This window comes from Mycobacterium intermedium (assembly GCF_002086275.1).
Taxonomy (GTDB): Bacteria; Actinomycetota; Actinomycetes; order Mycobacteriales; family Mycobacteriaceae; genus Mycobacterium; species Mycobacterium intermedium.
The window spans coordinates 1-22,234 of record NZ_MVHT01000086.1 but is presented as its reverse complement, the minus strand read 5'-3'; the positions used below and the strand labels follow the sequence as shown (position 1 = coordinate 22,234).

At 64.1% G+C, this 22,234-nt stretch carries 24 protein-coding genes and 4 tRNA genes; 13 read left to right on the top strand and 15 right to left on the bottom strand.

Annotated elements, in window-relative coordinates:
• Window positions 1-151: 151 nt before the first annotated feature.
• The 6 genes from BST27_RS23950 to pstB all read left to right on the top strand — a co-directional run bounded on the left by BST27_RS23950 (window position 152) and on the right by pstB (window position 5,903).
• Window positions 152-958, top strand: coding sequence for a winged helix-turn-helix transcriptional regulator (locus BST27_RS23950; RefSeq protein WP_139805331.1), 807 nt, complete (start codon window positions 152-154; stop codon window positions 956-958).
• Window positions 955-1,896 (top strand): mycothiol synthase, encoded by a 942-nt coding sequence (gene mshD / locus BST27_RS23945; RefSeq protein ID WP_069422022.1) that lies wholly within the window; start codon window positions 955-957, stop codon window positions 1,894-1,896. Before BST27_RS23950 ends, mshD begins: the two co-directional genes overlap by 4 nt.
• Before the next feature lie 190 nt (window positions 1,897-2,086).
• Entirely contained in the window at window positions 2,087-3,148 is a 1,062-nt protein-coding gene (gene pstS, locus BST27_RS23940) for a phosphate ABC transporter substrate-binding protein PstS (protein WP_079219648.1), read from the top strand.
• A gap of 11 nt (window positions 3,149-3,159) precedes the next feature.
• Complete coding sequence (gene pstC, locus BST27_RS23935; RefSeq protein WP_069422020.1) at window positions 3,160-4,191, top strand: phosphate ABC transporter permease subunit PstC; 1,032 nt, start codon at window positions 3,160-3,162, stop codon at window positions 4,189-4,191.
• The gene (pstA, locus tag BST27_RS23930) at window positions 4,188-5,102 is read left to right on the top strand and encodes a phosphate ABC transporter permease PstA (protein WP_069422019.1); all 915 of its coding nucleotides are present in this window, start codon (window positions 4,188-4,190) and stop codon (window positions 5,100-5,102) included. Before pstC ends, pstA begins: the two co-directional genes overlap by 4 nt.
• 24 nt (window positions 5,103-5,126) lie before the next feature.
• Entirely contained in the window at window positions 5,127-5,903 is a 777-nt protein-coding gene (pstB, locus tag BST27_RS23925) for a phosphate ABC transporter ATP-binding protein PstB (protein WP_069422018.1), read from the top strand.
• Here the strand turns inward: pstB and phoU are convergent.
• The 5 genes from phoU to BST27_RS23900 all read right to left on the bottom strand — a co-directional run bounded on the left by phoU (window position 5,900) and on the right by BST27_RS23900 (window position 11,932).
• Complete coding sequence (gene phoU, locus BST27_RS23920; protein ID WP_069422017.1) at window positions 5,900-6,568, bottom strand: phosphate signaling complex protein PhoU; 669 nt, start codon at window positions 6,566-6,568, stop codon at window positions 5,900-5,902. The two genes, pstB and phoU, sit on opposite strands and share 4 nt — an antisense overlap.
• A 51-nt stretch (window positions 6,569-6,619) precedes the next feature.
• Window positions 6,620-8,710 carry an LCP family protein gene (locus BST27_RS23915; RefSeq protein ID WP_232007431.1) on the bottom strand — a complete coding sequence of 697 codons (2,091 nt, stop codon included), beginning with the start codon at window positions 8,708-8,710 and terminating at the stop codon, window positions 6,620-6,622.
• A 269-nt stretch (window positions 8,711-8,979) separates the two neighbouring features.
• Window positions 8,980-10,113: a tRNA dihydrouridine synthase DusB gene (gene dusB, locus BST27_RS23910; protein WP_069422015.1), complete on the bottom strand. Its 1,134-nt coding sequence runs from the start codon at window positions 10,111-10,113 to the stop codon at window positions 8,980-8,982.
• Window positions 10,114-10,120: 7 nt separating this feature from the next.
• Entirely contained in the window at window positions 10,121-11,143 is a 1,023-nt protein-coding gene (locus BST27_RS23905) for an acyl-ACP desaturase (protein ID WP_069422014.1), read from the bottom strand.
• 183 nt (window positions 11,144-11,326) lie between these two features.
• A complete protein-coding gene (locus BST27_RS23900) occupies window positions 11,327-11,932 on the bottom strand; it encodes a TetR/AcrR family transcriptional regulator (protein ID WP_069422013.1) in 606 nt (201 codons plus the stop codon).
• An 84-nt stretch (window positions 11,933-12,016) separates the two neighbouring features.
• Between BST27_RS23900 and BST27_RS23895 the strand changes: the two genes are divergently transcribed.
• Window positions 12,017-13,030, top strand: coding sequence for an oxygenase MpaB family protein (locus tag BST27_RS23895; RefSeq protein WP_069422012.1), 1,014 nt, complete (start codon window positions 12,017-12,019; stop codon window positions 13,028-13,030).
• A gap of 15 nt (window positions 13,031-13,045) precedes the next feature.
• On the opposite strand, the gene BST27_RS23890 is transcribed toward BST27_RS23895, so the two are convergent.
• Window positions 13,046-13,246, bottom strand: a complete 201-nt coding sequence (locus BST27_RS23890; RefSeq protein ID WP_079219649.1) for a zinc transporter Slc39a7 — start codon at window positions 13,244-13,246, stop codon at window positions 13,046-13,048.
• A 15-nt stretch (window positions 13,247-13,261) separates the two neighbouring features.
• Complete coding sequence (locus BST27_RS23885) at window positions 13,262-13,705, bottom strand: ArsR/SmtB family transcription factor (protein ID WP_079219653.1); 444 nt, start codon at window positions 13,703-13,705, stop codon at window positions 13,262-13,264.
• Window positions 13,706-13,838: 133 nt separating this feature from the next.
• On the opposite strand from BST27_RS23885, the gene BST27_RS23880 reads away from it, so the two are divergent.
• Window positions 13,839-14,744 carry an SAM-dependent methyltransferase gene (locus BST27_RS23880; protein ID WP_069422011.1) on the top strand — a complete coding sequence of 302 codons (906 nt, stop codon included), beginning with the start codon at window positions 13,839-13,841 and terminating at the stop codon, window positions 14,742-14,744.
• A gap of 2 nt (window positions 14,745-14,746) precedes the next feature.
• On the opposite strand, the gene BST27_RS23875 is transcribed toward BST27_RS23880, so the two are convergent.
• Entirely contained in the window at window positions 14,747-15,565 is an 819-nt protein-coding gene (locus BST27_RS23875) for a TIGR04255 family protein (RefSeq protein ID WP_069422028.1), read from the bottom strand.
• Window positions 15,566-15,784: 219 nt separating this feature from the next.
• Window positions 15,785-15,857 (bottom strand) — tRNA-Lys (locus BST27_RS23870).
• Between the two features lie 124 nt (window positions 15,858-15,981).
• Between BST27_RS23870 and BST27_RS23865 the strand changes: the two genes are divergently transcribed.
• The 3 genes from BST27_RS23865 to BST27_RS23855 all read left to right on the top strand — a co-directional run bounded on the left by BST27_RS23865 (window position 15,982) and on the right by BST27_RS23855 (window position 16,271).
• Window positions 15,982-16,055: transfer RNA gene (locus BST27_RS23865), tRNA-Glu, on the top strand.
• A gap of 36 nt (window positions 16,056-16,091) precedes the next feature.
• Window positions 16,092-16,168 (top strand) — tRNA-Asp (locus BST27_RS23860).
• Between the two features lie 26 nt (window positions 16,169-16,194).
• Window positions 16,195-16,271: transfer RNA gene (locus BST27_RS23855), tRNA-Phe, on the top strand.
• 38 nt (window positions 16,272-16,309) lie between these two features.
• On the opposite strand, the gene BST27_RS23850 is transcribed toward BST27_RS23855, so the two are convergent.
• From BST27_RS23850 to BST27_RS23825, 6 genes are all read right to left on the bottom strand, one after another.
• Window positions 16,310-17,464 carry a tyrosine-type recombinase/integrase gene (locus BST27_RS23850; protein WP_069422010.1) on the bottom strand — a complete coding sequence of 385 codons (1,155 nt, stop codon included), beginning with the start codon at window positions 17,462-17,464 and terminating at the stop codon, window positions 16,310-16,312.
• A complete protein-coding gene (locus tag BST27_RS23845; RefSeq protein ID WP_069422009.1) occupies window positions 17,464-17,700 on the bottom strand; it encodes a helix-turn-helix transcriptional regulator in 237 nt (78 codons plus the stop codon). Before BST27_RS23845 ends, BST27_RS23850 begins: the two co-directional genes overlap by 1 nt.
• Before the next feature lie 4 nt (window positions 17,701-17,704).
• Window positions 17,705-18,016 (bottom strand): hypothetical protein, encoded by a 312-nt coding sequence (locus tag BST27_RS23840; RefSeq protein WP_069422008.1) that lies wholly within the window; start codon window positions 18,014-18,016, stop codon window positions 17,705-17,707.
• Window positions 18,013-19,335, bottom strand: coding sequence for an FtsK/SpoIIIE domain-containing protein (locus tag BST27_RS23835; protein WP_069422007.1), 1,323 nt, complete (start codon window positions 19,333-19,335; stop codon window positions 18,013-18,015). Before BST27_RS23835 ends, BST27_RS23840 begins: the two co-directional genes overlap by 4 nt.
• Window positions 19,332-19,754 carry a plasmid replication, integration and excision activator gene (locus BST27_RS23830; protein WP_069422006.1) on the bottom strand — a complete coding sequence of 141 codons (423 nt, stop codon included), beginning with the start codon at window positions 19,752-19,754 and terminating at the stop codon, window positions 19,332-19,334. The genes BST27_RS23835 and BST27_RS23830 overlap by 4 nt, the downstream gene beginning before the upstream one ends.
• Window positions 19,755-19,854: 100 nt before the next feature.
• Complete coding sequence (locus tag BST27_RS23825; RefSeq protein ID WP_069422005.1) at window positions 19,855-20,634, bottom strand: GntR family transcriptional regulator; 780 nt, start codon at window positions 20,632-20,634, stop codon at window positions 19,855-19,857.
• Between the two features lie 97 nt (window positions 20,635-20,731).
• Between BST27_RS23825 and BST27_RS23820 the strand changes: the two genes are divergently transcribed.
• Window positions 20,732-21,154, top strand: a complete 423-nt coding sequence (locus tag BST27_RS23820; protein ID WP_069422027.1) for an NUDIX hydrolase — start codon at window positions 20,732-20,734, stop codon at window positions 21,152-21,154.
• Window positions 21,155-21,376: 222 nt separating this feature from the next.
• Window positions 21,377-22,204: a hypothetical protein gene (locus BST27_RS23815; protein WP_079219650.1), complete on the top strand. Its 828-nt coding sequence runs from the start codon at window positions 21,377-21,379 to the stop codon at window positions 22,202-22,204.
• Window positions 22,205-22,234 lie beyond the last annotated feature (30 nt).

The window sequence follows — 22,234 nt, the reverse complement described above, 5'->3', positions numbered from 1 at the left end:
GCACGCCAAAAGTGACAGTTGTGACGGCCGTGGTGCGGATGCCCCATGGTGTGACGCCGTGTGATCCATGCCCCGTTGCTCTTTTCCATCAGGCCAAACGCCAGGTGGCAAGTTATCGTTAGGTGAGCTGGCTATTAACGTCATGCTGCGCATGAAGCTGGGAGATGCCTTTCCCACGACGCTGGAGGGGCTTTTGGAGTTATTACTGCTGACGTCGGAGCTTTATCCCGACCCCGTGCTGCCGTCCTTGTCGCTGCTTCCGCACACCGTGCGGACGGCCCCGGCGGAGGCGTCCTCGTTGCTGGAGGCGGGCAATGCAGACGTCGTGCTGGTGGATGCTCGGAACGATCTCTCGGCCGCGCGCGGGCTATGCCGTTTGTTGAGCACGGCCGGGCGGTCGGTCCCGGTCCTGGCGGTAGTCAGTGAAGGCGGGTTGGTCGCGGTCAGCGCGGACTGGGGGTTGGACGAGATCCTGCTGCCGACCACCGGTCCCGCTGAGGTGGACGCACGACTGCGCCTGGTGGTCGGCCGCCGCGGCGGTCTGGCCGACCAGGAAAGCGTCGGGAAGGTCAGCTTGGGCGAGTTGGTGATCGATGAAGGCACCTACACCGCCCGGCTGCGCGGGCGTCCGCTCGACCTCACCTACAAGGAGTTCGAGTTACTGAAATACCTCGCCCAGCACGCCGGCCGGGTCTTTACCCGCGCACAACTGCTGCACGAGGTGTGGGGCTATGACTTCTTCGGCGGCACTCGAACCGTCGATGTGCACGTGCGACGGCTACGTGCCAAGCTCGGGCCCGAGCACGAAGCTCTGATCGGCACCGTCCGCAACGTGGGGTACAAGGCTGTTCGGCCGGCACGCGGCCGAACGCCGATCGCGGAGCACAACGACGACTCCGAGAGCGACCAACAAACATCCCAAGAGCCGCTGGCCGACCCGTTGCGCACCGGCCAATGACCTTTGACCTGCACTCGGACTGGCGCTCCACCCTAACCCCGGTCCAGCAGCAGGCGGTACGCGAACTCGTCACGGCGGCAACGCAATTCGACGGGGTAGCCCCGGTGGGAGAGCAGGTGCTGCGGGAATTGGGTCAGCAGCGCACCCAGCATCTGCTGGTCGGTGATTCATCGCCGGACGACGCCCTTTCCGGCTACCTCAACCTGAGTGCGGACGGCGCGATGGCGGAGTTGGTGGTGCACCCTCAAGCCCGCCGACGCGGTATCGGCACCGCGCTGATCCGCGCGACCATGGCCAAGACCAATGGGAGCAACCACTTTTGGGCCCACGGCACGCTGCAGGCCGCCCGCGCGACGGCGGCGGCGGTGGGACTTACCGCCGTCCGCGAACTGCTGCAAATGCGTCGCTCGCTGCGCGACAGCACCGACCCGGCCGCGGAGTTGGCCGGTGAGATGGCTTCGGCAACAGCCGGCGAGGTGCGGATTCGTACGTATGCGGGTGCATCCGACGACCAGGAATTGTTGCGGGTCAACAATGCCGCGTTCGCCTATCACCCCGAGCAGGGCGGGTGGACCGAAGCCGACCTGGCCGAGCGCCGCGACGAACCCTGGTTCGACCCTGATGGACTGTTCATGGCCTTCGATGCCCGGTCCGACACGTTGCTGGGATTCCACTGGACCAAAGTGCATCTGGACCAACCGGGTCTGGGCGAGGTCTATGTCGTGGGTGTCGACCCGGCCGCGCAAGGGCGAGGTCTGGGCAAGACGTTGACGAAGATCGGCGTTACTTGGCTCGCGCAGCGACTTGCCGAGGCGGCCGAACCCACCGTGATGCTTTACGTGGAGTCGGACAATGTCGCCGCGGTGCGGACCTACCAGAGTCTCGGTTTCACCACGTACAGCGTCGACACGGCCTACGCGCCGGCGGCCGCGGGTTAGACATCTACTGGCCGGGTTTTCGCGCGCGGGCATACTTTCGCCGCGACTTGGCAACTTTGTTGAAGGAGCGTCTGGCTACGGGCGTCGTCACGGCTAACTAGCGTTTCGGGAAGCGGGATCGGTGAGACTCGACACCGTAAGCAGGGGACCGGCGCTGGCAATTGCGGTCGTGGGGGCCACCGTCTGCAGTATGGGCCTCGTCGCCTGCGGGAGCGATGACAGCCGCGACGTCGGGTCGTCTGCCATTTCCCGAACCTCTCCGGGCGACGCGTCCTGCGGCGGAACGAATGAGCTGAAGGGCGAAGGCTCCACGGCACAGCAGCATGCGATCGCGCATTTCTCCCAGGTCTGGACACAATTGTGTCCGGGAAAGACCGTGTCCTATAACCCCACCGGGTCGACCGCCGGCCGCGACAACTTCATCGCCGGCCGGGCCGATTTCGCCGGATCGGACTCGCCGCTGATCGCCGCACAGATCGGCCCCGCCGCGCAACGATGCAAAGGCAATCCAGCCTGGGACCTACCACTGGTGTTCGGGCCAATTGCGTTGGCGTTCAACCTGACCGGCGTACCAACCTTGACCTTGGACGCCGACTCACTGGCCAAAATCTTCAGCGGCGGGATCCGAAGTTGGAACGATCCGGTCCTCGCCGCGCTCAATCCTGGGGTGCGATTGCCAGATACCGAAATCACCCCGGTGTATCGAAAGGACTCCTCGGGAACCACCGACAACTTCCAGAAGTACCTGACCGCCGCCGCACCACAGAGCTGGGCGCGAGGCGTGGGCAGCGAGTTCCACGGCGGCGTCGGTGAAGGCGCGGAAAGGTCGGCCGGCGTCATCCAAACCGTGCAGGCCATTGCGGGATCGATCGGATACGTCGAGAACGGCTTTGCCGACCGCGCCCGCATGCCGGTCGCGCAGATCAAGACCGGCACCGGCGTCGTACCGCTGACCGACCGTACCGCTCGGGAAGCCGTCGCCGCGGTCAGCTTCGTCTCCGGCGGCAACGATCTGGTGCTCGAACTGAAGTCGATCTACAGCGGCGAAAAGCCGAACGCCTACCCGTTGATGCTGGCTACCTACGAAATTGTGTGCTCGAAGGGGTACGACCCGGGGACCTCCGCCGCTGTCAAGGCGTTCCTCACTACAGCGGTGAATGACGGGCAGGCGGGGCTTTCCGCAGCCGGTTATGTTCCACTGCCGGATAAGGTCAAGGAGCGGCTGGTGACCGCGATCAACGACCTGCAGTAGGACAGGAACACATGGCGACACCAAACCCAGCCGACGCCGGTGCGGGCGGGGTCGTCGCGGCCCCGTTCAAGCGACCGCGCGTCACGCCCCTAAGTCCCTGGGGCCAAACCAAGCCGTCCGCGGGCGACCGGATGTTCGGCGGGCTGTCGCGGGCGTCCGGGGCGGTGATCGTGGCTCTGGTCGCGGCCATCGGTGCATTCCTGTTGTGGCGCGCGGTGCCGGCACTGCAGCGCAACCACGAGAACTTCCTGACCTACCGCGGCCCGTGGATCACCACCGACACCTCGGCGATGCACTTCGGAGTCCTCGACCTGCTGCAGGTCACCCTTTTCGTTTCGCTGTTGGCCCTGACCCTGGCGATGCCGGTCGCACTGGGTGTCGCCATCTTCTTGACCCAGTACGCGCCGCGACGGGTTGCCGGAGCGCTGGCCTACATGGTGGATCTGCTCGCCGCGGTGCCCTCGATCATCTACGGCGTCTGGGGCCTCTACGTGCTGGCGCCGTGGTTGCGCCCGGTTGCGGGCTGGCTTGAGGCCAACCTGGGTTGGTGCTTCCTGTTCGCCCGGAGCAGCCCCTCGAACGCCGGTGGCGGCACAATCTTCACCGGTGGAATCGTCCTGGCGATCATGATCCTGCCGATCATGACGGCGGTGACGCGCGAGGTGTTCGCGCAGACGCCGCAGGGGCAGATCGAAGCCGCGCTCGCACTCGGCGCCACCCGTTGGGAGGTGGTCCAAACGACCGTGCTGCCTTTTGGACGGTCCGGATACATCTGTGGCGTGATTCTGGGTCTGGGACGCGCGCTGGGGGAGACGGTCGCGCTGCTGATCATCCTGCGCGGCACCCAGGAGGCGTTCGGCTGGTCGCTCTTCGACGGTGGCTCCACCATTGCCACGAAGATCGCCGGTGCCGCGCCGGACTTCGACGATCCCTACCGTGCCGGCGCGTATCTTGCGGCGGGGCTGACGCTGTTCCTGCTCACTTCTGTGGTCAACGGCGTGGCACGTACGGTCGTCGTGGGGGCCGAAAGAACCAACCCATGACCTCGATCCTGGATCGTCCCCTCAAGCCGCGCACGTTCTCCGGGCTCGAGCCGCGGCGTCGCATCGCCAACCACGTCGCGACGGTGCTGGTCACCCTGGCCACGCTGATCGCCCTGACCCCTCTCGTGTTGGTGCTCTTTTCCGTCGTCGCCCGCGGGATTCACGCGGTCACGTCCAGCGCGTGGTGGACGCATTCGCAGGCGAACATGACGGCGATGGATCCCGGTGGAGGTGCCTTCCACGCGATCGTCGGCACCCTGATGCAGGGGGCATTGAGCGCGGCGATCTCCATACCCATCGGCATCTTGGTGGCGATCTACCTTGTCGAGTACGGCGGCAACAGCAAGCCGGCCAGGGCCGTCACATTCACGGTGGACATCCTGACCGGGGTGCCCTCGATCATCGCGGCCATATTCATCTACGCCGTCTGGGTATCGGTATTGGGCTTCCCGCGGTCGCAGTTGGCTGTCTCGCTGGCGTTGGTGTTGTTGATGGTGCCGGTGATCGTGCGCACGACCGAAGAGATGCTCTGGGTCGTGCCGATGGATCTGCGCGAGGCGGGCTACGCCCTTGGCGCCCCGAAATGGAAGACCATCGTCAGAATCGTGATTCCGACCGGGTCGTCGGGGATCATCACCGGGATTATGCTGGCGCTGGCCAGGGTGATGGGTGAAACCGCCCCGCTACTCGTCCTGGTTGGATATTCGCAGCAGATGAGCTTCGACGTGTTGAGCGGATTCATGGGGTCGCTGCCAGGCATGATGTACGACCAGACGTTGCTGGGCGCTGGGACACACCCCGTTCCCACAGACCGGCTGTGGGGCGCGGCACTGACATTGATCGTGGTTGTCGCGATCATGAATATCGGGGCCAGGGTGATCGCACGAGTCTTGGCCCCGAAGACGTCTTAGGCAGTAACTAGGCAGGAGCTGGCAGTGGCCAAACGGTTGGACCTCAAAGAGGTCAACATCTATTACGGGTCGTTTCATGCGGTCTCCGATGTGACGTTGTCAGTTCTCCCCCGCAGTGTGACCGCCTTCATCGGGCCGTCCGGATGCGGCAAGACCACCGTGCTGCGCACGCTGAACCGGATGCACGAGGTGATTCCTGGTGCGCGAGTCGAAGGCAGTGTGCTCCTCGACGACGAAAACATCTACGGCCCAAAGATCGATCCGGTCGGCGTGCGTCGGGCGATCGGGATGGTCTTCCAGCGGCCGAACCCGTTCCCCGCCATGTCGATTCGCGACAACGTAGTGGCGGGCCTGAAGCTGCAAGGCATCCGGAACCGCAAGGTCCTCAACGAGACCGCCGAACTGTCACTGCGCGGCGCCAACCTGTGGGACGAAGTCAAGGACCGGCTCGACCGGCCCGGCGGCGGGTTGTCCGGTGGCCAGCAGCAACGGCTCTGCATTGCGCGGGCCATTGCGGTGCAACCCGACGTGCTGCTGATGGATGAGCCGTGTTCGGCGCTCGACCCCATTTCGACGATGGCGATCGAAGACCTCATCAGCGAGCTGAAGCAGAACTACACCATCGTCATCGTCACCCACAACATGCAGCAGGCCGCGCGGGTGAGTGATCAGACGGCGTTCTTCAACCTGGAATCCGTCGGTAGGCCCGGCCGCCTCATCGAGATCGACGACACGGAGAAGATTTTCTCCAACCCGACCCAAAAAGCCACCGAGGACTACATCTCGGGTCGCTTCGGCTAGTGCTGCGTCGGTGAGGTCTCGTCCTCGGGGAATTTCCCGGTGGCCTGGAAGATGACCCGCCGTGCCACCTCGACGGCATGGTCGGCGAAGCGTTCGTAGAACCGGCCCAGCAGCGTCACGTCGACGGCGGCCGCCACGCCATGCTTCCACTCCCGGTCCATCAACACACTGAACAGGTGGCGATGCAGGTCGTCCATCGCGTCGTCTTCTGCGCGAATGCGCGCGGCCTTCTCGGGGTCGCGGGACAACACCACTTCCTGGGCGCTGTTGCCCAATTCCACAGCGAGACGGCCCATCTCGGCGAAGTAACCGTTCACCTCTTCGGGCAGCGCATGTTGGGGGTGGCGGCGGCGGGCGATCTTGGCAACGTGCAGTGCCAGCGCGCCCATCCGGTCGATGTCGGCCACCATCTGGATCGCGCTCACGATCGATCTAAGGTCCCCGGCAACAGGCGCCTGCAGGGCGAGCAGCACGAACGCGCTCTCCTCGGCGCGCGCGCTCATGGACGCAATTTTCTCGTGGTCGGAGATCACCTGTTCGGCCAGCACCAGGTCGGCCTGCAACAAGGCTTGAGTGGCCCGCTCCATGGCCTGCCCGGCCAGGCCGCACATCTCACCGAGCCGCTCCGACAGTTCCGAGAGTTGCTCATGGTAAGCGGTCCGCATAGGTAAAGCCTACGTTCTCCATGTGAGGAACGCCCCCAAAGGACACTCGCGCTATTCGCAGGTGGTGTCGGCGGCGTTCGTGACGGTCAGATCTTCGGGCAACTTGGTGGGCGTCGTTGCGGAGCCGCGAGTCACTTGGACGCTCACCGACGTCCCGGTGGGCGGGGGAGAGACGACCGAACTGAAATCCGGGCCCAGCACCACCTGCACCACTTGGCCGATCCCGGTCACCCGCTCGATCTTCGAATTGCCGAACGCGGCGGCGACGGTGGCGGCGGCCTGCTCATTGCCGGGTGAGAAGAACACCGTGGTGGCCTTCAGGGGGCTCGGATAGTCGTCCGGCGTCATCACGTTGAAGCCGTTTTTCTTGAGCTGGTTGGCGGCCGTGGTGGCCAGACCTTGGGTGCTCGTCCCGTTGGACACCTGCACCGTGACCTCGCTCGGCGACGTCGTCGTCAGCTGCTCGTGTTGGGGCTCGTTCGCCGGGTTTGCCGGCGGCACCTTCTTGGTAGTGCTTGGCGAGGTAGTTGGGCTCGACCCTAAGGTCTGCGCGTTGTGGTCGTTTTCCTTGGGGAGCGGCTCGTCGTTGATGATCGCGGTGAACAGCGCCTTCATGTCCGCGGTACGCGGCGGTTCATTCCCGTCCTGGTCCGTTACGCCGGTGGGCACGGTGACGAACGTGACGTGCCCCGCCGCCATGTGCTGCAGCGATCGGCCCAACTCGACCAGGTCCCTGGTCTTGACGTTGTCGACATAGCTGTTGCCGATGAAGATGTTGACGGCGTTGTTGAGCTTGTTGAGGTTCAGCAAGGTGTCTTCGGAGATCATCGAACGCAGCAACGACGACAAGAACCGCTGCTGGCGTTTGATTCGGCCGTAGTCGCCGTTGCTCTCGGTGGTGACCTGACGGGCTCGCACATAGTTCAGCGCGGTCTGGCCGTCGATCCGCTGCCGCCCGGCCCGCTCGAGCACGGTGCCCAATTCGTAGTCACGCAACGGCGTGGTGGTACACACCTCGACGCCGCCGATCGCCTCGACCATCCGCGCGAAACCGACGAAGTCGACCGCGATGAACCGGTTGATGGCCAACCCCGACAGCTTCTGGATCACCTTCACCAGACACTTCGGTCCGCCGAAGGAGAACGCTGAGTTCAGTTTGGTCTCGGTGTAGACCATCTTCGGGCCCATCGTGCCCGTCTTCTCGTCGTAGATGGGGCCGTATTTACCGGTTTCGGGGTTCCAGGCCTCGCATTGGATCGGGTTGATGGCCAGGTCACGCGGGAAAGACACGGCAACCACGCGTTGTCGGTTGGCCGGGATGTTGACCAGCATCACGGTGTCCGACCTGGCGCCCCCGGCGTCCTCGGTGTCTCCGGCTCCGATGGTGGAGTTGGCTCCCAACCGGGAATCCATTCCGACGATCAGGAAGTTCTCGTCGCCGTACTGCCCGACGGGATCAACGATGTCGTTCGATTGCGGGTCCAACGCGCTGACGGTGTTCATCCGGTCGTTCTTTGACGTGCTCCAGTGCCAAGCCCCACCGGTCAGCACCAGCGCCAGCACGGCGAACATCGCGGCCAGTGCGCGCCCGGCCACCAATATCCGCCGTCGGGTCTTCGTCTTCGGCTCGCGGGTCTTGGGTGCGCGGGCCGACTTCTTGTGGGCCTTCGGGGCCTTCTGCTTCTTCGGTTTCTCTGGCGACGCGCTGGACGGTTCGGACTTGTCCGTCTCTGATGGATCGTGGGCCGACCCCAGGTCGGGAAGTTCCTCGAGGAGTTGCAGGGCGTAGGCCGGCGTCGGGATGACCTGGGTGTCCGCCGAATCGTCGAATTCGTCCGCCTCCGCGGCGTGCTCCGGGGTCGAATCGACAGGCGCGTGCTCGCTGTCGGGCTGCGGTTCGGGTTCGGGTTCCGGCTCGGGGTCGGGGGCGAGGTGGCGACGGCGGCGGGGACGGTCGGCAGGAGCCCCGAGTTTGGCGATCAATTCGGCGACGCTGACGCCACCGTTGAGATGAGAGCCGCCCTTCTTCTCTTGCTCGGGCTTCTCGCCGTGCTCCGGTTCTGCGAAGCTTCCAGCTCCCGACCGGGTCACCTCGTCATCGGACGGTATCGAGAACCGCTCCCACGGCGCGGCGCCTGACATTCGGTGCTGAAGAGGAGTAGACCGTTCAACAGCACTGCCGGGATCCGATGCGTGCCGAGGCTGACGAGTGGCGCCGCTGTCGCCGTCACTCATGTCCTACCGGCCTCCAAAGTGCAAGCGTGTCGCGCGGACGTCAGGAATGTGATGCGCACGCGTCAGCGCAGCGCTCCTCATTAGCGCCGCGCAGATGCAGCAAGGTTCACATCGTACTTACTAATCGGCGACGACGCGATTTCAGCTGCGTCTCGGTTCGACCACCACCGGCGGCTTCAGCCGCCCGAGTGCATCACATCGGCGCCTTCGGGCACCCGGCAATCGTCGGGATCGTCCAGCCAACCCTGCGGAAGAGAAACTCGCGCAGGAGAGCCCTGGCGTCCCCGCGGGCCGTTGCCCGCCTCGGGGAACGGGACGCTGCCGTCCAGCCGGCTCAGTAGTTCATCGAGCTGTTCGAGGGTCTTGACCAGTGCCAGTTCCCGTCGCAAGTCTGACCCGGCGGGAAATCCATGCAGGTACCAGGCGACGTGTTTGCGGATGTCGCGCATGCCCTTGTCCTCGCCGAAGTGCGCGGCCAGCAGGGCGCCGTGGCGACGGATGATGTCGGCAACCTCGCCGAGGTTCGGTGGCGTGGGCGCCGGGCGGTTGGTGAAAGCGGCCGACAACTCGGCGAAGAGCCATGGTCGCCCGAGGCAGCCGCGGCCGATGACGACGCCGTCGCATCCGGTGCTCGCCATCATGGCCAGCGCATCGCGGGCGTCGTAGATGTCCCCGTTGCCCAACACCGGGATGGTCCGGACTTCTTGCTTGAGCCGGGCGATCTGATCCCAGTCGGCGGTTCCCGAATAGCGCTGGGCGGCCGTGCGAGCGTGCAGCGCCACCGCGGCGGCACCTTCGGCTTCGGCGATGCGGCCGGCATCCAGGTGGGTGTGGTGCTCGTCGTCGATGCCGATGCGGAACTTCACCGTCACCGGGATGTCCGTGCCTTCGGTGGCGCGCACCGCGGCGGCGACGATCTGTCCGAACAGCCGCCGCTTGAACGGTAGTGCCGCCCCGCCCCCGCGCTTGGTCACCTTTGGCACCGGGCAGCCGAAGTTCATGTCGATGTGATCGGCCAGGTTTTCGTCGGCGATCATCCGGGCCGCAGCGTACGTGGTGTCGGGGTCGACGGTGTAGAGCTGCAGCGACCGCGGCGACTCGTCGGGGGCGAACGTCGTCATGTGCATGGTGACCGGGTTGCGCTCGACGAGCGCACGCGCGGTCACCATCTCACAGACGTACAGTCCGCTGACGGTGCCGACCTTCGATACTTCCAACTCCCGGCACAGCGTCCGGAACGCGACGTTTGTCACCCCGGCCATTGGGGCCAGCACCACCGGGCTGGCCAGGGTGATAGAGCCGATCTGCACCGCGGGACTACCGCCCGCTCATCACCAGCTTGCCGGCCGTGTTGTGGAGCTCGGCTGCGGTGATCCGCTTGCCGGTGCGCTCCTCGCGTTCGAGTTGACGCTGCTTGGAGATCTCGAACTTCTCGCAGGCAAGTTCGAGCTCCTCGATCAGCAGAGCCAGGTCGTCGCGAAGTTTGGCGGCTTCGCCGGTGAAGTCTTCGCGCTCGAAGATGCGCCACTTCTTCAACACCGGCATGACCACATCGTCGAGGTGGATGCGCGGGTCGTAGACGCCGCCGACAGCGATGACCACGGCCTTGCGGCGGAACTCGGGCACCTGGAAGCCCGGCATCTGGAAGTTGCGCAGCACCTTGTGCAGCGACCTCATTGCCTGGTTGGGGGCAATGTCCAAGCCCGCTCCGCTGACGTCGCGGTAGAAGATCATGTGCAGGTTCTCGTCGGCCGAGATCTTGGCCAGCAACTGGTCGGCGATCGGCTCGGCGCAGGCTTTGCCGGTGTTGCGGTGCGAAATCCGGGTCGCCAACTCCTGGAACGTCACGTAGATGACGGAGTCGAACAGGCTCTCGGCGAACAGGTCGTCGCGGACCTGGTGGTTCTGGCCCGGGCTGAAGCCCCGGTTCACCACCTCGATGCGCAGCTTCTCCAGCTCGTACGGGTCGACCGCACGGGTCACCACCAGGTAGTCGCGTAGCGCGATTCCGTGCCGGTTCTCCTCGGCGGTCCACCGATTGACCCAGTAACCCCACGGTCCGTCCAGGCCGAAGTTCATCTTGATCTCGCGGTGGTAGGACGGCAGGTTGTCTTCGGTCATCAGGTTCTGCACCATCGCGACCTGAGCGACGTCGGTCAGTTGGGACTGTCCGGGTTCCCAGTCCTGACCGCCCAGCGCATAGAAGTTCTTGCCGTCCGACCACGGGATGTAGTCGTGGGGATTCCAGTGCTTGTGCATGCTCTCGTGACGGTTCACGCACTTCTCTACGACTGGTTCCAGTTCGTGCAGGAGCTGCAGGTTGGTCATCTCGGCCGACATGGCCCCTCCAGTTATCTGTGTCTGACGGTTTCAGTCAATATATCTGTGTCTGTCAGTAGCATCAAGTTTGGTTCCGGCGAGTCAGGTCACAGTCGGGCCACGTCTTCCGCCGGTTGAACTGCCGGTTTGGATGCCCGAATCGGGCGGATTTTTAACCCCTGTTGACTCGCTGCCAAGCCTGCTCTAGTCGGCCGCGGGTTGCGGCACATAGGCGGCCGCCGTACTCAGCATCATGTCGACGCAGTAGTCGATGAACTGCTGACGACTCGCGCCTAGCTGACCGTTCAGGTAAGCGATGAACAGGCCGGTCAGAGCGCCGATCAGGCTGGTCGCCACGAGCTTCTGCAGCACGGGATCGGCGATCCGGGACAGCTTGCGCTGCAGCAAGTCTATGAAATTGGGCATCCACTCCGCGCCTGACAGGGTCAGCACAGGTTCCACCGCCGGCGCGAGCAGCAGCACCCGCCCGCGGACCGGGTCGTCGACCATCAACGCCACGAACTGCTCGACCGCCTCGCGCGGGGTGCTCGCCGAGGTCAGGGTGGCCATCGCTTTCGCGCAGACGTCGTCGTAGACCGCGCGGACAAACTCGTCACGGTCGGCGAAGCATTCGTAGAAGTACCGCTCGGTGAGTCTGGCGTGGCGGCAGACGGCGCGGACGGTCAGCGCCGGTCCGCCTTCTCCGCCGAGCAGCTGCACACCCGCGGCGATCAGGTCATCCCTGCGCACCGCGTTGCGATCCTCGATGGGGACGCCGGACCATCGACCCCTTCGTTGACCGGTCGGCACGTGACTCCCTAAGCTAAAATAATTCTGACAACGCCTGTAGTCCGTTTTGTCCCGACCTCATACCACGAGCACCAGGAAACAACAGTGACTCAAGATACGTCCGCTTCGTGCCCGGTGACTAGCGGCGCACCCGACGAACTCGCCGCGGGGTGCCCCGTCTCCTCGCCGCTGGGTTATGACGCGCCGCCGGTGCCGCTCGGCCCGGATTCGCTGACCTGGAAATACTTCGGTGACTGGCGCGGCATCCTGCAGGGGCCGTTCGCCGGCTCCATGCAGAACATGCACCCCCAGTTGGGCGCTGCCGTCGAGGATCACTCGACGTTCTTCCAGGAACCCCTGGCGCGGGTGATGCGCTCGCTGTATCCGATCGGCGGGGTCGTGTTCGACGGTGACCGTGCCCCCCAGACGGGTGCCGAGGTGCGCGATTACCACATCGACATCAAGGGCGTCGACAAGCTGGGGCGTCGCTACCACGCGCTGAATCCCGACGTCTTCTACTGGGCGCACAGCACGTTCTTCATGGGCACGATCCTGGTCGCGGAACGGTTTGGCGGTGGGCTGACCGAGGCGGAGAAGCGTCAGCTGTTCGACGAGCACGTCCAGTGGTATCGGATGTACGGGATGAGCATGCGGCCGGTGCCGAAGTCCTGGGAGGAGTTCCAGGAGTACTGGGACCACATGTGCCGCAACGTCTTAGAAGACAACTACGCGACTCGGGCCGTGCTCGACTTGACGCTGTACAACAAGCTGCCGATCGCTCCCTGGCTGCCGAATTGGCTGTGGGGAGGCCTGACCAGGCTGTCTCGGCCGTTCTTCGTCTGGTTGACTACCGGGTTCTATCACCCGGCCGTCCGCGAACGGCTGGGCTTCACATGGAGTCGCCGCGACGAGTGGCTGCACCGGCGCTTCGGCAATCTGGTGTGGGCGGTCTTCTCCTTGGTGCCGCCTCGGTACCGCAAGCATCCCCGGGCTCGCGCCGGTCTGGACCGCGCGAGTGGGCGCATTCCCGCCGACGCGCCGCTGCCGCAGACCCCGGCCCGCAATTTGCCGCCGTTGGAAAACCGCGGCAACCCCAAGCACTACTGCCCGGTGGCCTGACCCTTCGACGTGCCGTCAGGCGTGGGTGTGGTGGTGCACCGCTTCCAAGCCGGCCTGGTGCACGTGCTCATGCGTGTGCTGGGTGCCGTCGTCGTGTGAGTGCGGGTGTTCGTGCCTGACGTGCTCGTGGTCATGGGCGTCGTGATCGTGGCTGTGGGTGACGTCGCCGTGCGTATGTTCGTGCTCGTGCGGCGCGTCGTGGCTGTGTTCTGACATCGGTGATTCCTCCTTCTAGTGCGCCGAGCGTGAATTGCTCGACGGTTTTTCGGCGTGGTGCGCCGCAGGATTCACACCGCGCGCCACCCGGGTTGCCTTCACTGCCTGCAGTCCGTCATCGGTGCGGTGATGACGGGGGATTCCCGGGCCGGCGTGTTCGGCGTTGAAAACCGCGTCGATGACGAGCTGGCGCACGTGGTCGTTTTCCAGGCTGTAGTAGATCGTCGTGCCCTCTCTGCGGGTGCGCACCAGGCGTGCCATCCGCAGCTTCGCGAGGTGTTGAGAGACGGAGGGGGCGGGCTTTCCCACGTGCTCGGCGAGCTCGTTGACCGACATCTCGTGGTCTGCCAACGACCACAGCACCTGCACGCGGGTGGCATCGGCCAGCATTCGGAAGACCTCGACGACCAGGGCGACCTGATCGTCGGGCAGCCGCAGAGGTCTATTATCTGCATGCATACGCAGATAATAGCGCAACACTGCTGGCCCTGCTTGAGGTCGATCACAGTTCGCTGGCGCAGCGCTGTCCCGTTGTGACGGCCTGTGATATTAACTAGACAAGCTATGTTTTCTGATTGGGACAAGGAGTGGTATGGCACGGACCGAGAGTGATCGCTGGGACCTTGCGACGAGCGTCGGCGCGACGGCGACCATGGTCGCCGCGCAGCGCGCGCTGGCAGCTGACCCGGAGTACGCGTACATCGACGACCCGTACGCTGCGCCACTGGTGCGCGCGGTGGGGCTGGACGTCTATGTCCGCCTGGTGAATGGGCAGATTCCGGTCGACGAGGACTCCGAATTCGATCCTGCGCGGATGGCCAAGGGGATGGCCTGCCGCACGCGGTTCTACGACCAGTTCTTCATCGACGCAACGCGCAGCGGCATTCGCCAAGCGGTCATTCTGGCGTCGGGTCTCGACGCGCGCGCCTACCGGCTGCCGTGGCCCGTGGGCACCGTCGTCTACGAGGTCGACATGCCCGAGGTGATCGAGTTCAAGACCGTCACGCTGAGCGACCTCGGCGCGGAGCCCACGGCCGAGCGCCGCACGGTCGCTATCGACTTGCGCGACGACTGGGCCACTGCGCTGAAAGAGGCCGGCTTTGACACGGAGCGCCCCTCGGCGTGGAGCGCCGAGGGGCTGCTCGTCTACCTGCCCGACGACGCCCAAGACGCGCTGTTCGACAACATCACCGCACTGAGCGCCCCCGGCAGCCGGCTGGCGTTCGAGTTCGTCCCCGACACCAGGATCTTCGCTGACGAGCGCTGGCGCTCACACCACGACCGGATGGCTGAGCTCGGCTTCGAGGTCGACTTCAACGAACTCGTCTACCACGGCGAACGCAGTCACATCCTCGACTATCTGGCGCGCGCGAACTGGCAGACGTCGGCGCACACCGTCGCCGAACTGCACGAGGCGAACGGCTTCGTCTACCCCGATGACGAGCTAGCCGCCGCGTTTGCCGATGTGACCTACACCAGCGCTGTGCTGAAGGGCTGAGCTCAGCTGCTCTTGAGCAGCTCGTCCTTCAGGCGGCCGGTGATCAAGTCCTGGAACACGACGCGAGCCGGTCCGTACAGGTCCTGGAACGTCGACACGAGCGCGTCCCGGTTGTACTCGGGAATCGAGCCGGTCGGCGGAGTCCAGAAGCTGTCGATGTCCATCAGGAAGAACGGTCCGGTCTGGGGCGGCGTCACGCGGCGCAGGTGGTAGTTCGCGTCCAGCGCCTGGCCGACACCCGGCCCGTACCGCACGATCAGCGACTTGCCGGGTTGCGGCTCGCGGTACACCGCGGCGCCCTGCCACTCGGTGAGGAACAGGCCGCCCGGGGTGATGCGCTGCGGCCCCAGCAACTGCTCGTCGATCCAGTTGCTCCAGTCGATCCGGCCGTCGACGCCGGCCGGGACGCGGATCTCCAGGACGTAACGCAGACCGATGCGCTCGACCCCGACGATCGAGGACACCTGCGCCCGGGCGTCGATGACCCGCAACACGATGTCGGTGAAGGCCTCAAAGCTGGTGTATGCGCTGGTCTCGACGACGACGGCCTGGTTCTTCAGAGACGCCGCCACGGTGTTGTCGCGGTTGCCGTAACGCACGAAACGGTCCGCAACGGGCTGTGGGGGAGCGCCGGGGGCGGTCATCCCCCAGCTCACGTCCTGCGCCTGTCGTTCGATGGGCAAGTCGTTGATGAGGAGATGCTTGATCTCCCGGCTCGCCGACTCCGTGAGTGAATCGGTAGCCGGGTGACGAATCTCCATGGTCACCAGAGCGACGGGTGCGTTGGGTTGGACCCCATTTTGATTTATCTCCGGAAGCATGCCCGCGAGCATAACCAACCGCTTGGGTGGTCCATACGGCATACGGCGGAATCCATCGTCTCTTCTCAGGCAGGTACGCTTCTGGGCCCCAATCAGCGATGTTGCGCGCTGGTGGGCCGGAGCTGGACAGGGGTTGCAAAGGTGTCACAAAGGGGTCGCTGAGGGATCGCAGAGGGGGCGCCGAGGGATGGCAACGGGGACGTCATACGAGGCGGAAAGTGCCCCCAGTAGGACTCGAACCTACGACCTGCGGATTAAAAGTCCGTAGCTCTACCAACTGAGCTATAGGGGCGCGGAGACTCAGGATACTGTGTAGCGAGTCGGTGCTCGTTTGAGGATTAGGGCCACGGTGCCCTAAGCTGACTTGGCTCCCAACCGAGAACACGTTGCGAGTACCCCGAAGAGATTCGGTTCTGGCCCCCTTCGTCTAGACGGCCTAGGACGCCGCCCTTTCAAGGCGGTAACGCGGGTTCGAATCCCGTAGGGGGTACCCTGCACGTGAGGCAACGGAGCAGTAGATAAGCAAGGCCCTGTGGCGCAGTTGGTTAGCGCGCCGCCCTGTCACGGCGGAGGTCGCGGGTTCAAGTCCCGTCAGGGTCGCCAACACGGCGAGGCACACGCTGCCTTCCGGCCAGGTAGCTCAGTCGGTACGAGCGTCCGCCTGAAAAGCGGAAGGTCGGCGGTTCGATCCCGCCCCTGGCCACCAGGTCTGACCAGCATCGACACGGGTCTTGCACTCGATTGTCAGTTTGATTCGTCCGGTTCTTGTCCGGTCTTCGGTGAGTGAATCTCGGTTGCGTGAAGCTGATCGAGGTTGCTCGCAACTTGGTCCAGCTCGTCGGAGTAGAGGTCGCTGTAGATGTTCGCGGTCACGGTCGGCGTTGAGTGGCCCATGGTCTTCTGGACGTAGCGAAGATCAGCGCCGGATCTGCGGGCCAAGCTGGCATAGGTATGGCGCAGATCGTGGATGGTCAACGGAGCCAAGTTGGTTTTCTTCAGGGCTTTGTTCCAATGCGTATGTCGGCGCCAGTTGTTGGACCGCAACATCGCGCCGTTGGGTGAGGTGACGGCTGGCTCGTCAGGTGCCCGCCCGCCGATCTTCGTTTTGAGGATGTCGACGACAACTTGGGGGAGCGGCACGGTGCGGATTCCGGCGCGGGTCTTGGGTGGCCCAATGACGATGTGGCCTTCGACTTCCGGTGCTGCCCGTCGGACGTAGAGGCGACGGCCGGTCAGGTCGATGTCCTTGACGCGGAGACCGACGAGTTCGGACCAGCGCAGGCCGGTGTAGGCAAGGATCGTCACCACGTCGCCCTGATCGCCACATGCCATGGCGAGCCTCTGGACTTCGTGAGCGGTCAGGTATCGGTGACGTTCCCGCTCGGGAATGCGGCCCGCTGAGACGCCGAGGGCGGGGTTGCGGTGAATGCGGCCGTCCTGGTGAGCGACATCGAGAATTGACCGGAGGAGTCGGAGCGTGGATACCTTCGCCCACGGGCCGACTTTGAGGCCGTCAACGAACGCCTGAACGTCGGCGCGGGTGATTTCGTCGACCGGCACGTGGCCGAACCGCGGTTTGATGCGCAGTTCCCAGTGCTGGGTGTAGCCGCTCCAGGTCTTCGGCGACACTGCCGGCTTCTTAGAGTCGGAGAACTGCGTCCAAATCCGCTGCAGCGGTGTGCGACCGAGGCGTGGGTCGAACCGACGGCCACCGAGGGCGGCTTCGTTGTCGCGTTCGGATTTAAAGGCTTTGGCCTCGCGAAGTGTCGGAAACGTGGCCGACGTTTCGACCCAGCCGGATGGAACGTCGGGGTCCCGGACCAGGTAGCGGACTTGGTAGCGGGGCTCCCCGACCGCGTTGAGCCGTTTCCGGATGCCGCGCGGCATGTTGCCGGCCATTACCGGCGCACCTGTTTGAGCCAGGCTCGGACTTCGGCAGCATCCCAGCGACGGACCCGCTCAGAGAGGGTGTAGCAGGGCGGTCCGATCTGCTCGCCGGTCGTTTCGCGGAGCGCAGCCCAGCGGTTGAGTGTCGCGGCGGAGACGCCGAGCAGCGCCGACACCTGATCTGCGGTGAGGAGCTCAGGAAAGCTGCCGGTGGACATGAGGGCCTCCCGGAGACCGTGAATCACCATGGCATCACCTCGCTGCACGGATCGAGTCGAACCATGCACGGGTGCATGGCAATCCGGTGTCGGCGTCGGACTGGCCGCTGGTAATTCCCCAGAGATCGAAAGCCCATCGCTCCAAGGCGGAGATCATGGTCTCTCCGCAGCGTAGGAGTTCTGCGTCGTCGTGGAGGACCAGCGCGGTGCCGATGACTTCGCCGCAGGACCCGAGATGCCTGTACTGGTCCCATCCGTCTCTGCGGACGAGGTTGGCGCGCTGCATCAGATCGTCGGCATGCCGGGTCACTTGATCCTGGTCGGGTGGTTCGAAGATAGAGCTCATTGCGCTGCCCTCCCCCGAGGCGAGCTTGCCGGTTGGTATTGATTAGCGGTGAAACGGATTTGTTCATCGGACCAGAAGTCGGCCCGCACCTTGGTCACTTGTCCGTCTTCGGCGACGACGTAGCCGGTGCCTGGTCTGTCGGGGCTGATTCGGTGTGCGGGCGCGGCATCGGCCATCCCGTCGCCCAGCACCATCGCGACTTCGTCTCGGGAACGTAGTCGAAGCGCGATGGTCTGGGTGAACAGCCCTCGCATCGGTAGGACTTCCTTGCGCGGATCTTGCAGAAACGCTGCGACCACGATGCCAAGGGCACGGCCCTTTGTGAGAATGCGCGACAACGATGCGGCGGCTTCTTTGCGCAGGGCTGGGTCACTCATGTACGCGGTCACTCCGGCCAGCTCGTCGATGAGCAGCACCACCAGGGGTGACGCCTTGGTCGGATTGTGCTGGCGTGTGCGACCCGCCATCGCGTTGCCCCGCTTGTTCATCAGCTTCTCCAGCGCGGCAAGGGTTTCCACCGCATCGGCCTCCGTGGTGGCGATCTTGGTGAACAGGCCGGCCCCGACCGACAACTCGACGCCGTATTTCAGATCGATGCCCACGAGGTGCACCACACCGGCAGCCACGGAGGGCCCGAGCCCGCCGGCGATGCCCCAGAAGATGGAGCCCTTGCCTGCGCCCGAGCAGCCCACGGTGAGGGTGTGCCGGCCGCTCAACGGCAGAGTCCAGACTGAGCCGTTTTCGCATCGCCCGAGCGTGACTCGTGCGGTTGCCACTGCTGTCGGCGGCGCTGGGTGACTTGTGGTCGACAGCTGTTCCCGCATGACCAGCTCGATCTGAAGCGTCCCAGGCGAGACGACTACAGTCCGTGCTGAGTAAGCTCCCGCAGCGTCGCGAATCGCCGGAACGGCACGCTCCAAGTCCTCGACAGTCTGCCCCATCCGTGCTCGCACCGTCAGTCGCAGGGTTGTGCGAGACACGTCTGTTCCCAATAATTTTGGATGGAACCAGCGCGTTGACGTGACTTGCCGACCTTCGTTGTCGCGGCGCATGACCTGCTCGGAGGTGGACAAACCGCAGCGCTTGCACAACTTTTGCCACGAAAGGTGTGCCCAGAAGCGCCAGCGCAGGAGCCGGGCAGGTGTTGCGAATCGTTCCTCGTACGTCTCTGGTGAGTGCAGCCGCCAGTAGATAAGGGCTGCGCCGGTGACGGCGACGATGACCGCCACGCACAGGGCGAGGTTGGTGAGGAAGTCCAGCACGTGATGGAGCCGGAACGGGGTATCAAGATCGACGGGGGCGAATGGATCGGGATTCATGCCGATTCCCGGCTTGTAGTTGCGCTGGCGGATGACTTACCCGGTGCTCGCATATCCGAGGCGCGGAAAGACCACGCGATCCTAGAGAAATCGCCCGACCGCTCGATGTACGGCAGGGCTATGAGCCCATCGAAAATGACTGGTGTGAAGGGTGTTCCGCTGGAGTTGGTCGGTGCCGTCGGCTGCGTCGGCGCGGCGAACTTGACGGTCACCGTGCGGCTTCGCTTCGGTGCGGCGGGATCGCCGTCGAGCACTTCGACCTGCCACATCGGTAAGCCAGTGTCGCGGTCTCTTGCCTGAACGCGGTTCTCGCCGGAGGACTTATCGAAGTCGATCATCGGCGTCACCTCGGATACGAGGAACGCGCCGAGCGAGAACACCTGGTCGTGGGAGATCTGGAGCCATTTGGGGATGGACACTGTTGAACCTTTCGAGTGGATTGAACTAGATGTCTACCCAACCTAGTCGTCTAGAGGAGTTAGTCAAGCGTCGAGCGCGATATTGGTCGCGTTTATGGATTTAGCGTGCAGAGAAGTCGTATTCGAGCAGGTAGGCGGATGCGACCTTCACGGTGTCGCATACTTCGACAGCCACGTCGTTGGTGTCGTAGGCCGTCCGAACCACCGTCAAGACAGGCACCCCTGCCGGGAGCTGCAGGGCGCGATGCTCTTCGGGTGTAGGCATCCGGGCGCCGACTTCTTCGGTGAATCGGGCCAGGATGTGGCCGGCGTCTTCGAGTCGGGCGTAGATGCCGCCAGGCCCGGTATCGACTTGTTCGATCTTGGTGTTTTGGGCCAATGCCGCAGGAATGTACGAGATCGCAGTCTCGACTGGTCGACCATCGGCGAGGTAACGCCGCGATCGAACGACAACCTCGTCGTCTGCAGTCAAGCGAAGACGTTCAGCAACAGTCGAACTCGGCTTCTCGCGCGTCACAATGATGTTGTCGACTTGTGGCGTGTAACCCGACTTCTCTGCCTCGACCGCGAACGCCGCTTTGCCGCTTGCGCGATGTCGTCGAGCGAATCGATCGGAGGCGAGCCTATGGATCGCGGGTGTGGGGCGGACGAACACGCCGCGGCCGTGTTGCGTGACTACGAGCCCTTCGCTGCCGAGCACTTGCATCGCCTGCCTAACGGTCATGCGTGCCACGCCGAAGTGCTTGATCAACTCGGCCTCGGACGGCAGGCGGTCCCCTGCGTCTAGCTGGCCAGAGCTGATTGCTTCGCGCAACATGCCGGCGATCTGTCGATACGGCGGCTTGTCGTCCGCGCGGTCGATCTGGCCAAGTTGCAGCACCGCAGAGCCTTCCCTTGCATGTCTAGACGACTAGTAGTGTAAGAAAACGACACGCCCATGTCACTACTGGAGTCCGGCCCCGAGGATGGAGTCTCGCATGGCAGCCACGCCGAAACACTCGGTTAGCGTCGCGGGCATTGTGGTCCGCGACGACGGCCGCGTCCTGGTCATCAAACGTGATGACACCGGCCACTGGGAAGCCCCAGGTGGCGTCCTTGAGCTTGATGAATCATTCGAGGCTGGCGTTCAACGCGAGGTTCTCGAAGAGACTGGACTCGCCGTGACCGTCGAACGACTCACCGGTGTCTACAAGAACCTGACTCACGGAATCGTGGCGTTGGTTTATCGCTGTCGGCCGACGAGGGGTGAACCTCATGCCACCGCGGAAGCGCGTGAAATCCGTTGGATGACAAAGGACGAAGTGCAGTCAGCGATGGCGCCGGCGTTCGGGGTGCGCGTTCTGGATGCCTTCGAAGAAGCGCCCCAATCGCGGGCGCATGATGGCGTCAATCTGGTATAAGCGGCGTCGCCAGTGCGCACTTCGCGGAGCCGTGTTGACACCGGAACTCCGCCTCGGAGCCTGATCGAAGCTTAGGTGCCACGGGACCGGGTCACCGTCGGTCTGCGGCGCACTGAACGAGTACCTCAAAGTTCGTCCAAAGGTCCCGGCGTGTTTCATTGCGCTACTGACGCTGATACCTAAAATCAGGCTCCTGACTGTGGGCGACCTGGGAGGACGCGGGTGGGGCTCTCTGCCGTCATGTGGGTAAGTTTGGCGTTTCAGGCGATACTGGGCGCAGCCAGCATCGTTGAGATCAAGGGCCACAAGCTCATTCGGAAAGCGCAACCGGATGCGTGGCAAGACTGGATTGTCCTTGGGCTTTCGCTGCTCGCGGCTGGGCTCACGTTCGCGCGCAAGCCACTGTTCCCTTCGACCGCCTCAGTCTTCGCGGTCACCGCGTTCATCTTGACGTTCGCTTTGCTGCCGCCGCTGGTAGGCGCGTTCGAGCACCGGTTTCGTGCTCACGGTGAAGAAGTTTTTGCACTGTCCAGGTTCGGTGGTCACATCATCACCAACTTCTTTGGCGGCTCGGCCGTGGCGGCGTTTTTCTGGGTGGGCCACAGTACACCCGGCTTTACCACGTTCACCCAGCAATTCAGCGATGCATCCGCGTTCAACGTCGTCCTACCGCTGGCAACGGTCGTGATCTTCGCCTTCGTTAGGCAACAGCAAGTCGCGCAGTGCCCAAACCTCAATCAGCTTGTACACGACAAGAAGGAGAAGCGAGAGGAGTTGTCCGCCGGCCTCCGGGGATACTCGCTCACCGACGCACACCAACTGTTGAACTGCCTATATTTGATAGCAGCGTTGTTCATGGGTGCCTCAACGATCTTGTACTTGTTGGCCTTCACCATAGTTCAAGCCAGACACGGCACCCCGGTCGCCTTCTCACCGCAGATGGCGATCGCCATGGTGGCATTAATGGGGTTCCTATTCGCCTGTGGCACACCGATGTCCTGGAGGAGCAATGATCGAAACCTGTGGATGAGCCTTGATGAGGTGGCGTGAAAGTGGGCGCACCTTCCCGAGGATGATCAT

What these genes read in the sequence shown, in the direction of transcription:
- BST27_RS23915 (WP_232007431.1), bottom strand. Translation starts at nt 8,710, where the DNA reads ATGTCAGGCGCCGCGCCGTGGGAGCGGTTCTCGATACCGTCCGATGAC.
- BST27_RS23835 (WP_069422007.1), bottom strand. Translation starts at nt 19,335, where the DNA reads ATGAATCCCGATCCATTCGCCCCCGTCGATCTTGATACCCCGTTCCGG.
- pstS (WP_079219648.1), top strand. Translation starts at nt 2,087, where the DNA reads ATGGGCCTCGTCGCCTGCGGGAGCGATGACAGCCGCGACGTCGGGTCG.
- BST27_RS23850 (WP_069422010.1), bottom strand. Translation starts at nt 17,464, where the DNA reads ATGGCCGGCAACATGCCGCGCGGCATCCGGAAACGGCTCAACGCGGTC.
- BST27_RS23880 (WP_069422011.1), top strand. Translation starts at nt 13,839, where the DNA reads ATGGCACGGACCGAGAGTGATCGCTGGGACCTTGCGACGAGCGTCGGC.
- BST27_RS23875 (WP_069422028.1), bottom strand. Translation starts at nt 15,565, where the DNA reads ATGCTTCCGGAGATAAATCAAAATGGGGTCCAACCCAACGCACCCGTC.
- BST27_RS23905 (WP_069422014.1), bottom strand. Translation starts at nt 11,143, where the DNA reads ATGTCGGCCGAGATGACCAACCTGCAGCTCCTGCACGAACTGGAACCA.
- BST27_RS23890 (WP_079219649.1), bottom strand. Translation starts at nt 13,246, where the DNA reads ATGTCAGAACACAGCCACGACGCGCCGCACGAGCACGAACATACGCAC.
- BST27_RS23950 (WP_139805331.1), top strand. Translation starts at nt 152, where the DNA reads ATGAAGCTGGGAGATGCCTTTCCCACGACGCTGGAGGGGCTTTTGGAG.
- phoU (WP_069422017.1), bottom strand. Translation starts at nt 6,568, where the DNA reads ATGCGGACCGCTTACCATGAGCAACTCTCGGAACTGTCGGAGCGGCTC.
- mshD (WP_069422022.1), top strand. Translation starts at nt 955, where the DNA reads ATGACCTTTGACCTGCACTCGGACTGGCGCTCCACCCTAACCCCGGTC.
- pstA (WP_069422019.1), top strand. Translation starts at nt 4,188, where the DNA reads ATGACCTCGATCCTGGATCGTCCCCTCAAGCCGCGCACGTTCTCCGGG.
- BST27_RS23840 (WP_069422008.1), bottom strand. Translation starts at nt 18,016, where the DNA reads ATGAGCTCTATCTTCGAACCACCCGACCAGGATCAAGTGACCCGGCAT.
- BST27_RS23885 (WP_079219653.1), bottom strand. Translation starts at nt 13,705, where the DNA reads ATGCATGCAGATAATAGACCTCTGCGGCTGCCCGACGATCAGGTCGCC.
- BST27_RS23845 (WP_069422009.1), bottom strand. Translation starts at nt 17,700, where the DNA reads ATGGTGATTCACGGTCTCCGGGAGGCCCTCATGTCCACCGGCAGCTTT.
- pstC (WP_069422020.1), top strand. Translation starts at nt 3,160, where the DNA reads ATGGCGACACCAAACCCAGCCGACGCCGGTGCGGGCGGGGTCGTCGCG.
- BST27_RS23820 (WP_069422027.1), top strand. Translation starts at nt 20,732, where the DNA reads ATGGCAGCCACGCCGAAACACTCGGTTAGCGTCGCGGGCATTGTGGTC.